This is a genomic window from Candidatus Njordibacter sp. Uisw_056, assembly GCF_047730085.1.
Lineage (GTDB): Bacteria > Pseudomonadota > Gammaproteobacteria > Pseudomonadales > Balneatricaceae > Njordibacter.
On the sequence record NZ_CP159830.1, the window covers coordinates 72,785 to 87,925 of the forward strand.

17 protein-coding genes are annotated in these 15,141 nt (G+C 45.8%); 3 read left to right on the forward strand and 14 right to left on the reverse strand.

What is annotated here, in order from left to right; translation table 11 throughout:
- The first annotated feature begins 135 nt into the window (after positions 1–135).
- Entirely contained in the window at positions 136–948 is an 813-nt protein-coding gene (gene mutM / locus ABXT60_RS00365) for a bifunctional DNA-formamidopyrimidine glycosylase/DNA-(apurinic or apyrimidinic site) lyase (protein ID WP_443630804.1), read from the forward strand.
- Between the two features lie 30 nt (positions 949–978).
- On the opposite strand, the gene ABXT60_RS00370 is transcribed toward mutM, so the two are convergent.
- The 8 genes from ABXT60_RS00370 to lysA all read right to left on the reverse strand — a co-directional run bounded on the left by ABXT60_RS00370 (position 979) and on the right by lysA (position 7,325).
- Positions 979–1,227, reverse strand: a complete 249-nt coding sequence (locus tag ABXT60_RS00370; protein WP_046484856.1) for a YfhL family 4Fe-4S dicluster ferredoxin — start codon at positions 1,225–1,227, stop codon at positions 979–981.
- 53 nt (positions 1,228–1,280) lie between these two features.
- Positions 1,281–1,769, reverse strand: a complete 489-nt coding sequence (coaD, locus tag ABXT60_RS00375) for a pantetheine-phosphate adenylyltransferase (RefSeq protein ID WP_443630805.1) — start codon at positions 1,767–1,769, stop codon at positions 1,281–1,283.
- Between the two features lie 128 nt (positions 1,770–1,897).
- Positions 1,898–2,896 (reverse strand): glycosyl transferase family protein, encoded by a 999-nt coding sequence (locus ABXT60_RS00380; RefSeq protein WP_443630806.1) that lies wholly within the window; start codon positions 2,894–2,896, stop codon positions 1,898–1,900.
- On the reverse strand, positions 2,886–3,584 hold the full coding sequence (locus ABXT60_RS00385; RefSeq protein WP_443630807.1) for an HAD family hydrolase: 699 nt from the start codon (positions 3,582–3,584) through the stop codon (positions 2,886–2,888). Before ABXT60_RS00385 ends, ABXT60_RS00380 begins: the two co-directional genes overlap by 11 nt.
- Entirely contained in the window at positions 3,577–4,515 is a 939-nt protein-coding gene (gene xerC / locus ABXT60_RS00390; RefSeq protein WP_443630808.1) for a tyrosine recombinase XerC, read from the reverse strand. The genes ABXT60_RS00385 and xerC overlap by 8 nt, the downstream gene beginning before the upstream one ends.
- A 1-nt stretch (position 4,516) precedes the next feature.
- Positions 4,517–5,230 (reverse strand): DUF484 family protein, encoded by a 714-nt coding sequence (locus ABXT60_RS00395; protein ID WP_443630809.1) that lies wholly within the window; start codon positions 5,228–5,230, stop codon positions 4,517–4,519.
- Complete coding sequence (dapF, locus tag ABXT60_RS00400; protein ID WP_443630810.1) at positions 5,227–6,057, reverse strand: diaminopimelate epimerase; 831 nt, start codon at positions 6,055–6,057, stop codon at positions 5,227–5,229. The genes ABXT60_RS00395 and dapF overlap by 4 nt, the downstream gene beginning before the upstream one ends.
- 14 nt (positions 6,058–6,071) lie before the next feature.
- Positions 6,072–7,325, reverse strand: a complete 1,254-nt coding sequence (gene lysA, locus ABXT60_RS00405) for a diaminopimelate decarboxylase (protein WP_443630811.1) — start codon at positions 7,323–7,325, stop codon at positions 6,072–6,074.
- Positions 7,326–7,589: 264 nt separating this feature from the next.
- Here lysA and cyaY point away from each other — a divergent pair, with 264 nt between their 5' ends.
- Positions 7,590–7,928: an iron donor protein CyaY gene (gene cyaY / locus ABXT60_RS00410; protein WP_046484831.1), complete on the forward strand. Its 339-nt coding sequence runs from the start codon at positions 7,590–7,592 to the stop codon at positions 7,926–7,928.
- Here cyaY and argH read toward each other — a convergent pair.
- The 5 genes from argH to ABXT60_RS00435 form a co-directional block, all read right to left on the reverse strand.
- Positions 7,925–9,328, reverse strand: a complete 1,404-nt coding sequence (argH, locus tag ABXT60_RS00415; protein ID WP_443630812.1) for an argininosuccinate lyase — start codon at positions 9,326–9,328, stop codon at positions 7,925–7,927. The two genes, cyaY and argH, sit on opposite strands and share 4 nt — an antisense overlap.
- A 33-nt stretch (positions 9,329–9,361) precedes the next feature.
- Positions 9,362–9,577: a hypothetical protein gene (locus tag ABXT60_RS00420; RefSeq protein WP_443630813.1), complete on the reverse strand. Its 216-nt coding sequence runs from the start codon at positions 9,575–9,577 to the stop codon at positions 9,362–9,364.
- A gap of 73 nt (positions 9,578–9,650) precedes the next feature.
- On the reverse strand, positions 9,651–10,220 hold the full coding sequence (locus ABXT60_RS00425; protein ID WP_443630814.1) for a carboxymuconolactone decarboxylase family protein: 570 nt from the start codon (positions 10,218–10,220) through the stop codon (positions 9,651–9,653).
- Between the two features lie 42 nt (positions 10,221–10,262).
- The gene (locus ABXT60_RS00430; RefSeq protein ID WP_443630815.1) at positions 10,263–10,922 is read right to left on the reverse strand and encodes an HAD-IA family hydrolase; all 660 of its coding nucleotides are present in this window, start codon (positions 10,920–10,922) and stop codon (positions 10,263–10,265) included.
- 76 nt (positions 10,923–10,998) lie between these two features.
- Complete coding sequence (locus tag ABXT60_RS00435) at positions 10,999–11,250, reverse strand: TIGR03643 family protein (RefSeq protein WP_443630816.1); 252 nt, start codon at positions 11,248–11,250, stop codon at positions 10,999–11,001.
- A 385-nt stretch (positions 11,251–11,635) separates the two neighbouring features.
- Here ABXT60_RS00435 and ABXT60_RS00440 point away from each other — a divergent pair, with 385 nt between their 5' ends.
- The gene (locus ABXT60_RS00440; RefSeq protein ID WP_443630817.1) at positions 11,636–12,526 is read left to right on the forward strand and encodes a thermonuclease family protein; all 891 of its coding nucleotides are present in this window, start codon (positions 11,636–11,638) and stop codon (positions 12,524–12,526) included.
- Here ABXT60_RS00440 and ABXT60_RS00445 read toward each other — a convergent pair.
- Complete coding sequence (locus ABXT60_RS00445; protein WP_443630818.1) at positions 12,523–15,045, reverse strand: penicillin-binding protein 1A; 2,523 nt, start codon at positions 15,043–15,045, stop codon at positions 12,523–12,525. The genes ABXT60_RS00440 and ABXT60_RS00445 overlap by 4 nt on opposite strands.
- Positions 15,046–15,141: the final 96 nt, after the last annotated feature.

Here is a 15,141-nt window from a genome sequence, read left to right on the forward strand (position 1 = left end):
TACACCTACCTTAACCTTTTCATAAGTACTGTCAACAAGAGTGAATAAAAATGCTGTTCTAGGCCATTGAAATAATGCATGTTTCGTGGCTTCATAGGCGCCAGTGAGTATTAAATAAATATTTGAGAATTATTGATGCCAGAGTTGCCAGAAGTAGAAACTACAAGAGCGGGCATTGTGCCACATATTCAGGGTCAAATTTTACAACATGTCGTTATTAGAGATCCCCGTTTGCGTTGGCCAGTGCCCATTGATCTAGCGGGTAAAGTAGAGGGTAAATGCTTACGCCAAGTAGTGCGGCGAGGCAAATACCTACTGTTTGAGTTTGATCATGGTGCCATTATAGGGCACCTTGGTATGACAGGTAGTATGCGGATTGTGGCTCATAAAGAACCACCAGCATACCATGATCACGTCGACCTGGTATTTTCAGAAGTGACCCTCAGGTACAGAGATCCGCGCCGATTTGGTTGTGTTTTATGGCAAGACAACCCAGTAATGGAGCACCCCTTATTAGCCAGTTTAGGGCCTGAACCACTGTCAGATGAATTTGACATTGTGCATTTGCTGCGGGTGTCTAAAGGCAAAAAACAAGCGATTAAGAGTGTGATAATGGATGCTAAGCAAGTGGTTGGAGTGGGAAATATATACGCTAACGAAGCGCTATTTATGGCTGGGATTCATCCACATAGGCAAGCAGGAAGAATCTCAGCTGCCCGTTTAGGAAAGCTTGTAAAAAGTTGCAAACAAGTGCTTTCAGCGGCAATAGAGCAGGGTGGCACCACGTTAAGAGATTTTGTAGACAGTGAAGGTAAGCCAGGTTACTTCAAGCAACAGTTACAAGTGTATGGCAGAGCAGGTCAGGCGTGTGTCAATTGTGATCAGGCCTTAACAGAAAGCCGAATAGGGCAGCGCAGTACAGTATACTGTAAGCGCTGCCAGCGTTAGTCTCCTTGACATGAGCAACGCCTGGCACAATTAGGCTGCAGTTAGCTGGATGTATTTGTCCATGAGTTGATCCTGAGTCTCAACGTTGTCAGGATCAAGAGGAATACAATCTACTGGGCAAACTTCTACACACTGTGGCTCATCATAATGGCCTACGCACTCAGTGCACTTATTCATGTCGATTTCGTAGATTTCTTCCCCTGGCGAGATCGCCTCATTAGGGCATTCCGGTTCACACACATCACAGTTGATGCAGTCGTCGGTAATAATTAAAGACATGTTACTCTTCCTATTTATACGCCACTTGATCTTGTTAAATCTGTTGGCAATGCTTAATTTCTTAACTTGCTCAAATGCTGCTTGAGCTCTTCAGCCACTAGTGGGTGGACAAACTGTGACACATCACCCCCTAATGAGGCAATTTCTCGCACTAGAGTTGATGAAATGAAAGAGTGTTTCTCCGCAGGGGTTAAAAACATACTTTCTACATCAGGCGCCAGCACACGATTCATCTTGGCTAACTGAAACTCGTACTCAAAATCTGACACGGCTCGCAAGCCTCGCAGAATAATATTTGCTCCTTGCTGTGTTAGCAGTTCCGTCAATAGGCCAGAAAAACCAATAACAGTCACATTTCCCAGAGGCTCTGTGATGATCCGTGTCAACTCTACGCGCTTCTCTAGGTCCAGCATAGGTCGTTTTGTTGGGCTTTCCGCCACCGCAACAACCACCTCTTCAAACAGTTTTGATGCCCGCTGAATGAGGTCAACGTGACCATGTGTTACCGGATCAAACGTTCCTGGATAAATTGCTTTATTCATGCCAATAGCACCTTTTTTTACCCCCTGCCCAGAACTGTTAGCCTTAAAACAGCGGAATACTAAATGAATTATATATACGATACAACTAAAATTAAATAGTTATAAAAAACTATTTTAATATAACTATATTACATAAGGTCGCGATCCCTACTTTGCCACCATTGTGTGGCCAGTAAAGTGGCCCCTTGTTGCTCTGTTGCTTTGCCTAAAAGTACCAAGCAACTGGCTAAAGTACTAATAACTGCAGCTTCACCATAGGTGTCTTTTTGATCATCTTTCCAAAGTAACCGCAAGCGTCGCGGGTCTAGTAGCTGCTCCTGAGTATCTCGCTTGTTAAGGTGTCGTTGCCATATCTGGCTGCTACTCGTTTGTTCATCCACCCATTGTAATTCACATTCACTATCAGGGCGCACTTCAGCTTCACCACCGTCACCCCGGATAGTTAAACTGCGGGGGTGCTTTAACAACATGGCTGTTTGTTGATGCAGTGGGCCGTATGCAGGATGAAATACACCATCAATCGTATGCTTCGCAGCCAATGGGTTTAACAACCGAGTTAAAGTATGCACTGGTGAACGTAAACCAAAAATAGCGCGTAGGCCAATAAGTTGGTCTAGGGCTGGGCTCAAGTGTTGTAAACTCATAAAGCTAAAATTTTTGCTACGTAATTGGGTTTCAACTTGAGCCCAATTCTGAGCCACAGGTAAACCCAATTGCTGCAGTACGTCTTCGCTATAAATGCGTCCTTGAGTATGGCCTTTGGCGCCATGCATAAACACTTTAATGCCTTGGCCAGCTAAGGTGAGTGCCGACAGCAAGAACCATGGCAAATGCCGTTTTTTACCAGCATAGCTGGACCAATCAATATCCACCTGAACACCAGACACCTGCGCTGGAGAATAATTGTGAAAATGACGGACGGCTTCTACAAATCCAGCAAGCTCACCCGGGGTCTCTTCCTTTAAGCGCAACAGCATTAAGAACGCGCCCAGCTGCTCTGGCTCTACTTGTTGGTGCAAAATCATGCTCATGGCATCACGGGCTTCATCTTGGCTCAGGGAGCGGCTTCCGCGCTTGCCCTTCCCCAGTGCACGCACATAAGGTGCGAAGGCGTGTTCAGTGGCCATTAATATTGTCCACTGCCGCACCAAGCTGGTCAAGGTGTTGAATCTCGTCACACGCCCTAGGTTGCCCAACAGGCCATGGTCTGTCTTCTGGGTTCATCCAGATCGTGCGCATGCCGCAGGCTTGAGCACCTGCAATATCATGCTCTGGGTGGTCTCCAATATGAATAAAAGCTTCAGCTGTGAAGCCAGTATGTGTCAGTGCCCGAGCAAAAAAATCTGGGTGAGGCTTACTGACGCCAAGTTGTGCGGAGTTAAAATAGAAATCAAATAAGTGATCTATGCCGACCTGCGCCAAATCGGCGTTGCCATTGGTGAGCGCACCTATTTGGTAATTTTGTTTAAGCGAGCTGAGCTGCGTTTGAGCACCGGCAAATAGCTCAACATCATTACGGCCAGCAAAATACACATCAAAAGCCTGTTGGGCTAACGCATCAGCAGTATCATAACCACAGCGTGATAGCCCTAAACGGATCAGCGTGACCCGAATTTGGCTTAAGTCATGCTGTAGATGAGGGTTGTCCGCAATCACTTCGTCTCTTAGCTGGTTAATGCCATGGTGATCATAAACTTGGCTAAATTTAGGGGTATGGTCATTCATCCACTCCAGCATGCGCTGGTTGGCTTTCTCAATAACAGGCGCTATAGCCCATAAGGTATCGTCTAAATCAAAGGTAATCACGTTAATCATGGTTAGGTTTCTCTTTGAGCGGGGTCTTCTCTTGCGCCCTAGGATGGGCTTTATCATATACCTTGGCTAAATGTTGATAATCCAAATGGGTATATACTTGGGTGGTGCTAATGTTGCTGTGGCCAAGTAATTCTTGCACTGCCCTTAGGTCTCCACTGGATTGCAGTAGGTGGCTGGCAAAAGAATGGCGCAACATATGGGGGTGTATGTGTTGGCCATGGGCCGCTGCCATATTGGCCATGCGCATTTGAATACCACGCAGGCCCATTCGCTGACCTCGGTGGTTAATAAATAATGCATTTGCATCGTAGCACTTTAATTGCCCACGTTGCTGTAGCCACAATTTAAGGGCCACAATAGCCTGACGGCCAATAGGTAATTGACGGGTTTTATTACCCTTGCCTGTAACGATTAAGCTAGCATCAGTTAGGTCAATATCAAAAACATTAAGGCTAGCAAGTTCTGCCAGACGCAAGCCACAGGAGTATGTGAGCTCCAACATGGCTTTGTCTCGCATAGCCATAGGGTCATCTGACGCAATGGTGGCATTGAGGACTTGGCTGATTTGATCTGGGTCTAGGCTGTTGGGTAGTTTGCGCGGTGACTTGGGTGCACGAATACCATTTACAGGGTTAAGCTTGACCAAGTTTTGTTGTAGTAAATAGGTGAAAAAGCTACGCCAACTAGAAAGTATACGCTGGATACTCTTAGGCGCTAAGTGAGTCTTCCTAGCTGTAACCATAGCATCACGTATCGTATCTGCTTGGGCGTCTGCCCAAGTGCGATGACCTTGGTCTTCAAGGGTTTCTATTAAACGCTGCATATCCCTTGCGTATGCATTAATTGTATGGGGTGAATAGCGCTTGTTATAAGCCAAGTAGTCTAGGTACTGCTGAACTACTTGGTTAAGGGGCGCGTTTGGATGTGCCATATTAGACCTGAATACGCCCTAGGCAACGGCCTGTAACCGCGGCCACGTGGTTGAGAAACAAGGTGTCTAGTTGGTCGCTATAATGATCAGCACAGTTACTGGCAATAATGAGCACGCCTAAAGGCTGGTCAGCTAGGTATAGTGGGACAATGGCGCTAGATTTTAGTTTGCTATGGTCAAGGAAGAGGTGGCTCATAGAGGTAACTTTAAAGCCCTGGCAATAGGCCCATTTACTAGAGGCAAGGGCTTTAATTTCGGCGTTATAAGTATTTTCTTCTGGATGCTCAGCACTGCTCAAGCAGGGGTGAGTGTCAGTGACATTGAGGCCAGAGAAAATTGCTAAATGCACAGCATCTGCATCGAATTCTCCTAAGAAACTCTGCTTTAAGGCTTCTGTGAGATCATTGAGGTTAGCAGCGGCAGCAAGTTCTATGACCAAACGTTTGGTTTTTTCAAACTGCACATCGTTGCGCCGCGCCGTGGTTAAAATATCTGACATCCTGTCTGCGTTGTGTTTTATCTTCTGACGCATAACTTGAGTTTGGCGCTCAATCAGTGAGGTTGCTTGGCCACAATCGTGTGCCAGCTCTATGTCGGCCAGCAGAGATGAGTATTGGTTGAAAAAATCTGGATTTTGGCGCAAATAGCTGGCTACAGCATCAGCATTTAGAGGCTCATCTTTAGTAGCAACGGTATTAGACTTAATTTTACTCATAGCTTAATTTGACCTTCATACACATGGGTGGTGGGCCCGTTCATCAACAGGTGGTGGCCTGGGCCTTGCCAATCTATTGTTAGGTCCCCACCGGTGAGTTGGGCAGTGACATTCGTGTCTAGCAAGCCTTGCTGTTGGCCGGCCACAACTGCCGCACAAGCGCCAGTTCCACAGGCTTTGGTTTCACCAACACCACGCTCAAAAACGCGCAGTTTAATAGTGTTACGGTTAATAATTTGCATAAAGCCAATATTAGCTTTATTGGGAAAACGGGGATGTTGTTCTAGCTTAGTTCCTAATTCAACCACTGGCGCAGCCGCTACATCGTCCACTACTATAACTGCGTGAGGATTACCCATAGAGACTACCCCAATAGTATAGCTTTGGCCGTTATGTTCCAACCTATAGCTAGGCGCTTGCGCAGGAGCGTCAAAAGGCACTTGGCTTGGTAGTAGAACAGGCTCACCCATATCGACCTCTACCCAATGATCTTTAAGCATTTTTAGCCCCATACGCCCATTGCTAGTTTGCACCGCAATGTCGCGCTTTCCTGTTAAGCGTTGATCGTGTACAAACCTTGCAAAACAGCGCGCACCGTTGCCACAGTGCTCTACTTCGGTTCCATCAGAGTTAAAAATACGATAACGAAAGTCCACGTCTGGAGATTGTGGCGTTTCTACAAGCAACAACTGGTCAAAACCCACGCCAGTATTTCGGTCACCTAGGCAGCGAATTTGGTCAGCGGATAAATGCACCCGCTGACTGATTAGGTCAACCACCATAAAGTCGTTACCTAGACCATGCATTTTGGCAAAGCGTAATAGCATTCTAAACCTTTCCCTTAACTTTTTGGCAGCAAGTGCTCTCGTGCCCACTGCTGTGATAACTCTTCACGCTCACCAATAAGATGAGACTTGTCACCATCAACCATCACTTCCGCAGCGCGATTGCGGCTGTTGTAATTTGATGCCATCGCAAAACCGTAGGCACCAGAGCTGCACACAGCGAGTAGGTCATTAGCTTCAATAGCAAGGTTACGGTCTTTACCTAAAAAATCACTGGTTTCACAAATGGGGCCAACAATGTCAAAGTTATGCGCCTGCGAATTAGAGTGCAAGTTAACCGGAATAATGTCCTGCCAGGCGCTGTAAAGGGCTGGGCGAATAAGGTCATTCATCGCGGCGTCAACAATAGCGAAATACTTGTCTTGGTTATTCTTGATGTATTCTACACGGGTAAGTAAAATGCCAGCATCTGCACAGATAGAGCGCCCGGGTTCAAATACTAGGGCCAATTTGCGATCACCAAGATGGGCTCGCACTCGGGCCATAAAATCAGCTATAGCTGGGGGTTCTTCATCGCCATAACACACGCCTAAACCACCGCCTAAATCTAAGTGCTCAATAGCGATGCCCTGTGCTGTAATGGTATCAATTAACCCAAACAAGCGATCCATAGCATCAAGGTAAGGATCAATAGAAGTGAGCTGAGAGCCGATGTGGCAATCCACACCAATTACCTTGATATGGGTCATGGCGGCGGCTTGAGCATAAGCAGCAGGGGCCTGATCAATGCCAATGCCAAACTTATTTTCCTTTAAGCCGGTGGAAATATAAGGGTGGGTTTTAGCATCTACGTCAGGGTTAATGCGCAGCGACACAGGGGCAATACAGTTCATCCCTGCAGCCACACTTTGTAAGCGCTCTAATTCGGCTTCAGATTCTACATTGAAGCAGTGCACACCTACTTCTAAGGCGCGTTGCATCTCGTGGGTTTGCTTGCCAACACCTGAAAACACAATGCGCTTAGGATCTGCACCAGCAACAAGAACACGCTCTAGCTCACCCACAGAAACAATATCAAAACCGGCACCAAGCTGAGCTAAAACATTTAATACAGCAATGTTACTATTGGCTTTTACTGCGTAACAAACTAAATGCTCACAACCTTCAAGGGCTTGGCTATAGGCCACATAATTGCGTTCTAACGTATCTCTAGAATACACATAAGTAGGGGTGCCAAACTGTTCTGCAATCTGGTTTAGGTCAAGGTCTTCGGCGTGTAGTTTTTCGCCGCGGTATTCAAAATTATCCATTCTTAAACTCAATAATTGCTAGTTTGCGCATCAGATTGCACAGTGTCAGGAATATACAAGCTACCCGCTTGGCCGCAACTGGCTATTGCCAAGCTTAGTGTAAGCATACACATAAATTTTTTCACGTAATAACGCTCTCAGTTAACATAGCTGTAATATGCTAAAGATTATACCCTTGATTCTAGTTTGCGCACTAGCTAAGACGAAAGCAATGCTATACTTTGGGGGCATATTTACCCTACATCCCCAGCCTAAGAGAATATTATGAGTGAAGCACTGTTCCATGAGCGAGTAGATAACTTGTTTTTGCAGGTGGAAGAAATATTAGATGAAGCCCAAAGTGACATAGATTTTGTCAACAGCAGTGGTTTATTGACGATCACCTGCGAGAACAGAAGCCAGGTAATATTGAGTCGACAGCCCCCGTTGCAACAAATTTGGTTGGCTTGTTTGGCTGGGGGGTTGCACTTTGAGCGAGTACAAAACATCTGGTTGTTAACTACAGACCACGAGCAAACGTTTGGCCAGTGTTTAACCCTAGCACTGCAGCAGCAGGCTGATGAGACTCTAGACTGCAGTGTGTTAGATCAGCTACTAGACTAGCGTTCAGAGACTAATTCAAAGGCCCTTTGCGCTGCTGCCAATACTTGCTTTGGTGCCGTGCCACCTATGTGGTCTCTGGCACTGACTGAGCCTTCCAAAGTGAGCACATCGAAGACGTTACCAGTGATTAAGTCACTAAATCCTTGTAATTCAGACAAGCTCATTTCGCTTAAGTCTTTGCCGGTGGCAATACCATAGGCTACTGATTTACCGACTACTTCGTGTGCATCACGAAAGGCTAAGCCTTTACCCACCAAGTAATCTGCCAAATCTGTGGCAGTGGCAAAGCCTTTTAGTGCGGCTGCGCGCATTTGATCACGCTTAGGCACCAAAGCTGGCACCATGTCTGCATAGGCTCTTAGGCATCCTTTTACCGTGTCAATCGTGTCAAATAGGGGTTCTTTGTCCTCTTGGTTGTCTTTGTTGTAAGTTAGAGGCTGGCCTTTCATCAACGTTAATAGGCAAATTAGATGACCGTTTACACGGCCAGTTTTACCGCGCACAAGCTCTGGCACATCGGGGTTTTTCTTTTGTGGCATAATCGACGAGCCAGTGCAAAAGCGGTCAGGCAGGTCAATAAAGTCGAACTGTATGGACGTCCACAATATGAGTTCTTCTGAGGCGCGAGACAAGTGCATTAAAATTAGGCTTGCAGCAGCGCAAAACTCAATAGCAAAGTCACGGTCGCTGACTGAGTCTAAAGAATTCTCTGAGGGCCGATCGAAACCGAGTAACTTACTGGTCATGTGCCGGTCAATAGGGTAACTGGTACCGGCCAGAGCTGCAGCACCTAAAGGAGAAATGTTAAGGCGTTTGCGCAGATCTTGTAAGCGCTCGTAGTCGCGCTGTAGCATTTCATTCCAAGCCAGAATATGGTGGCCAAAAGTGACAGGTTGTGCCGTTTGAAGGTGAGTGAAACCTGGCATAATAGTGGCGTTCTCAGCCTTGGCTTGAGTGATAAATCCCATCTGTAAACGGCTAATTTCATTTAAAATGAGGTCTATTTCGTCGCGCAAGTACAGGCGTATGTCTGTTGCCACCTGATCATTCCTAGAGCGCCCAGTATGTAGCTTTTTACCGGCCATGCCAATTTTTGCTGTAAGGGCTGCTTCAATGTTCATATGAACGTCCTCTAGGGCCACAGACCAAGTAAAGTTTCCCCGTTCTATTTCAATACGAATTTCTTCTAACCCACGTAAAATGTCATCCCGTTCATCAGCACTTAACACCCCCACATGGCACAACATTTTGGCGTGTGCTACAGAACCTTGAATATCTTGGCGGTACATCCGCTGATCAAAATCCACAGACGCAGTAAAGCGGGCCACAAAGGCATCGGTAGGCTCACTAAAACGGCCTCCCCATTGTTGGTTAGTTGTGGTCTCAGTGGTTTTGCTCATGGGTGTTCCTGTAAACAGTGATATAGAAGATGTCTAATCGCTATTGTAGCTAGTGGCTTGGGCTATAAGCAAGGGTTTCGGCTTGCGAGGTGTTGCAATATTAATGGCTCGTTTATCTGCTTCTTTAATGATACGAATGGTGGGTTCGTCCCAATCATGTATTGATACGTCAAATTTAGACCAATGTATCAGGAAAAGCACTTTGGCTTTTAAGTCAATACTAGCCTGAGCTGTTTCATGAGGAAACATATGACCTTTGGACCAAACTTTATTGTAGGCACTATGTTCAACACACCTCCAGTGGCATAGCTCACTGGCACGGCTATACTTGGCTGTCGTTGGTGGGATCAAACGGCAATTTACAAAAACCCTGTGCTGGAACGTCTAGTGCGCTATTAAACTTGCTTGATAAGTTTTGGAAGGCAATAAGCCCAGTCAATTCCACCACACCATCATCATCAAAGAAGCCCTTTAACTGCAGCATTAACTCTTCTGTTACCTGCTGATCTGAAAAGGTAACCGCTTCAGTATATTCAAGCACTACCCGCTCTTTCTCACTAAAAATTTGGCTGTCTTTCCACTGTGCAACCTGCTCAGCTTTTTCCAAGGATCCTGCTCGCTTAGCTAAGGTGGAGGCGTTGATATCAACGCAAAAGTGACACCAATTGATCTGTGACACTCGCACCGTTACTAGTGAGCGCAAGACAGGGTCGACGGGTGAGCTTTTTCGATCTAGAGCGCCATACAAAATGGCTACCGATGCAAATAACTTAGGCACCCTTGCCCACACTAACCCTGGCTGAAGTACTACACCGTATTTTCTTTTTTGTTTCCAAAAGAAAGGCCTTATAAACCAAGGGTACTGGCTGGTGTCTTTTACCGCTACTCGCATAACCTGCTCCTTAATCGCCCCAAGCTATTCAATGCTGGCGCCCTAGGTACTTAACTGTTCGGGGGACAGGGTCTCTGTGACAAGTAGTGCACCAGTAAAGTCATTGTCTCCAGCAAACGCACCTGGGAAACCAACACACCTTACACCCGCAGCTAAAGCTGCACTCATGCTAGCGGATGTGTCTTCTATAGCGATACAGTCTTGTGAGTTTAAGTGGAGATCTGATAACGCTTTGTGGTATATGTCTGGGCTTGGTTTGGCCTTAGAAACCATTAAGTCGTTACCCACGAAGCTAAAGTCATTGCGCTTAACTTGATCCCCAAGAGCAGAAAAAACAGCATCAACATTGGCCTCAGATGTGCTTGTTACAAAAGCCAAAAGCACATTATTGTCCAATGCATAGTGGATTACATCAGCTACGCCTGGGCGCAAAAGTAGGCCCTTTTTGGTCATCATAGCATCAAAAATTTCAGTTTTGCGCTGATGGAGCTGCTGTGCATCCACCTTAATGCCATGTTGCTTTGCAAAGTCCTGAATTCTCCCACGTCCTCCAGACTTTGCTAGCAAGCGCTGATATGCATCAGCACTCCAGTTCCAGTCTAGCCCGGCCTCAGAAAAAGCTTGATTAAATGCAAGCCGCTGAAGCTCTGATGTTTCGACAAGAGTGCCTATAGAACCAAATAGAATTGCTCTGGTGGTCATTGTGTCTGCCTTATCTAGTATTTTTGTTATTTCAAGCTGCACTAATTAAAGCCTAAGGGCCAAGTGCACAGCTTGGCTAACGTTGCTTGTATTGCGTTGGGCAATGGCTTCTAGTCACGTCGCTGCTGCGGAGTTTTACATGCTTAGTTGAGCGCCCATTCACTCTTTCACGCCACAGTTTAAAGCTTCTGGGCTTTAAACTACGGCGCATAAATTTAATAACTGCTGTTTCATTTAGGCTAAATTGTTCTTCTATCGCTTCAAAAGGTGTGCGATCCTCCCAAGCCATTTCTATTACTCTTGATTTTTCGCTTTCTAAAAGCAACATAAAATGATCCCACAATATATAAAAACGCGAATAAACAAATTAACCCTCAAAGGTAAATTTTTTGACCGTTTGGTGGCTCACTACTCGCGGGATTGAATCAACTGGTTATCGATGGGCATAATTTAACCACTTAAGACCACAAAACTAAAGGCTAAGTTAGAACCCCAAATGTAAAAACATGTAATGATTATGCTGCTATATGGCGCTATTAGTAAAAATCTAATGGTTGAAATGCCAGGGCCACTGTAAACATAAACACCTAACGTGGCCGATTCATATAAATAGGCTATGCTGTATTTATATATTACAGAGCACAGTGGGTTAGTGGCGCACAACATATCAAGTTAACCAGTAAGTCTAAGGTAACAATTAAGTAAATATAAATATGAAGCCAATAAAATATAGCGTGAGAATACCCTTAGTGTTGTCCATCGTCTTATTACTATTTATTAGTCCCCGTATTTACGCTCAATGCTCTGCTTTGACAGAGGCAGCAATGGAAAAAGCCAATGAGTGGTCTGGTAATCCGATATTGGGTCAAACGTATAAAGTAAAAAGCTGGTATGTTCAGGATGGGGACAGCCTAAGTTTAGCTAATGGACATCGGTTACGTTTGGGGCAAATAAATACCACAGAAATGGCCCATAAGGGGCGCCCAGAGCAGGCCTACGCGCAGCAGGCTAAAACCCAACTCAATCAAAAATTACAGCAACAAAAATTCATTTACCTACAACTGCTTCCCAACATTAAAGATCACTATGGGCGTTGGCTGGTAAGGCTTTATGATGGCTCTGGAGTGAGTGTGGACACTTTTTTAGTCGGCCAAGGCTTAGCCTATGTAATTAGTATGAATGAGCAAGGCGCAGAGAATTGCTTGTGGCAGCGAGAAGAAGTAGCCCGCAGAAATGGTTTGGGTATATGGCAAGCCCCTGTATCGCGTGTTCATGCAGCTGCCTTACTTAAGCCCAACCTAGGTGGGTTTATGCGTATGGCTGGTGAAGTGAACGATGTTAGCGACAGCCAACACTACTGGTACATAGGCCTTGGAGGGCAAGTGGCAGTGAGAATTCCCAAGCACCTTCTTGCAGCACCGGGCTTTAACATCGATACACCCAAGAAAATGCAGCGATGGGTTGGGCAAACTATTACTGTTAGGGGTTGGCTCGCTTGGCGTAAGTTAACTAAAAAGCAGCTCAAAAAAGGTTTTCATGCGGGTGTTATGAGTGTTTCTCACTTACATATGCTTGAGCAAACCCCAGTACTGAACAGCAACTAAAACACCTGTTCGGGCCTAGTTTCTTCTTCGTTAATGCCATTGCTAGAGCGGCTGCCTTTAGGCAATGCCATTTGCTCAGGAGTACGTTCTGCACGGAAAATTTCTTCTACTGCAGACGGGTCGCCTGGCCGTGCCAATGCGCCAGTGGCCTCGTCGATTTTAATGGTGACCATTTTGTCTGGTTGCCGCCGTTGTGTTTGAGGCACATCCTTTAGGGCTATTTCCATAAAGTCGATCCAAATAGGCAGCGCTGCCGTGCTACCAAATTCATTCCTACCCAAGGTTTTGGGCTGGTCGAAGCCTACCCAAGTTGTGGCTACCATAGAGTCTACATAGCCAGAAAACCAGGCGTCTTTTTGGTCGTTAGTAGTGCCTGTTTTCCCTGCTAAATCATTACGTTGCAATTTTTGAGCTCTGCGCGCTGTGCCTTTTTTTACCACGTCTTGAAGAATAGTATGCATAATATAATTAACCCGCTCGTCCATAATGCGTGGAGCGATTGGCAAATGGGTGATAGGTCGATCTGGCTCCACTAACAGGCTGTTTTGCTGAGCATCCTCTTGATCTAAGGCCTCATTTAACGCAACGATGGCACCGGTAGTGATTTTTGTTGTTGCCACCACACTTGGCGGGCTTAGGTCCACTTTATCGCTGAGCCTTACATAGTCGCAGTTATGGCATACGGTGGTGGGCTCAGCTTGGAAAAGCACTCGCCCAAAGCTGTCTTCAATCCTCTCTATAAAATAGGGCTGAACTTGATAGCCTGTGTTGGCGAAGGTTGCATAGGCTGTAGCTACATCGATGGGAGGTACGCTTGCACTGCCCAAAGCAAGGGATAAATTGCGTGGCAGCTGCTCAGGCTTAAAACCAAAGCGGGTAGCATAATCGATGGCTGATTTAATGCCAATTTCCCGTAAAATCCGTATAGAGACTAAGTTACGAGATTTATACAGTGCTTTGCGCAAACGTGTGGGACCAAAGAATTTCCCACTGTAGTTTTCTGGGCGCCATGAGTCTTCTAGGCTAGCGTCATTAAACACCACAGGTGCATCGTTAATTAAGGTGGCAGCGGTAAACTTTTGTTCCAAGGCTGCAGAATAAATAATAGGCTTAAAATTAGAGCCAGGTTGACGCAGTGCCTGAGTTGCTCGATTAAATTTGCTGTGCAAATACTCAAAACCACCTACTAAAGCGATCATGGCGCCGTCCTTTGGGTCTAGGGCAATTAACGCCGCCTGTGCGTCAGGCACTTGGGACAGGTACCACACGTTTGAATCAGCATAGGCTTGGCGCACTCGAACTTGGTCACCAGGGCTTAAGATATCGCTAATAGTCTTGGGCGCACTGCCCAAGTAATCGATGGAGATTCTTGGCCTAATCCAGCTCATATCACTAAAGTTAATACTAATAGTTTGGCCGTAACGCAGTAGTAATTCTGCCGACTCTTCGTTAACTTGGCGTACGATTGCAGGCTGTAATGGGCCAAATACAGGGGTTCTATTAAGTAATCGTTCGGCTTCCTCCGCAGTGACACTAGGCCCATGATTTTTTTCCACACCACGATACCCGTGGCGCCTATCGTAGGCTAATAGCCCCTTCTGTACTGCCAGCTGAGCAGCGTCTTGAAGCCGACTGTCAATAGTGGTGTAGACCCGATAACCACCAGTATAAACGTCTTCAATAGGGAAAGAGCTAAATAATTCACTACGTACCATTTCTGCAACATAAGATGCTGATGTTTCTGGTTTCAAACTATGAAATCGGGCCGTAATAGGGGCGGCAATGGCTGTCTGGTATTGCTCTTCATTAATGTAGTCTAACAGCAGCATACGGCCTAATATCCAGTCTCTGCGTATTTTAGAGCGTTGTGGATTAGAAATAGGGTTATATCGAGATGGGGCTTTATAGAGCCCAGCAAGCATAGCTAACTGAGGCAGGCCTAGTTCACTAATTGAGCGGCCATAATACACATTAGATGCAGCCTCTATGCCATAAGATCGGTGCCCCATGAACATTTTGTTAAAATACATTTCCAGTATTTGTTCTTTGCTGAGTTCTTGCTCAATTTGAAAAGATAATAATATTTCATTAAATTTGCGGATAAAGGTCTGATCAAGGGTTAATAAGTAGTTGCGGGCTACCTGCATGGTAATCGTGCTGCCACCACCTTGAATTCTTCCGCCGGCTTGTACCATTCTAACTGCTGCTCTTAAAAGCCCTTTAGGATCAACGCCGTAATGACTATAAAAGTTTTCATCTTCAGCAGACAACAATGCGTCAATGTAATGCTGAGGCACTTGGTCTATGCGCAAAGGAATACGGCGCTGCTCACCAAACTCTGAAATGAGTTTGCCATCACGGCTCATCACTCTCAGGGGCGTTTGTAGGTGGTAATCCCTTAGGCTATTTACATCGGGTAACCGAGGCATAAGGTAAAACCAGGTCACTGCTGCAATGGTAAGCGTGCCAATGATTCCTAGTATAAAAACCCATTTAAACAGGCGGCGTATTAATGACATGCTATGCTTTAACTCTAGGCAGCGACGGGAATAAACAAAACGGCAGAAGCGAAAGTATATAAGATCTATTAAGTTTCGCCACCCAAGGATGGGTTT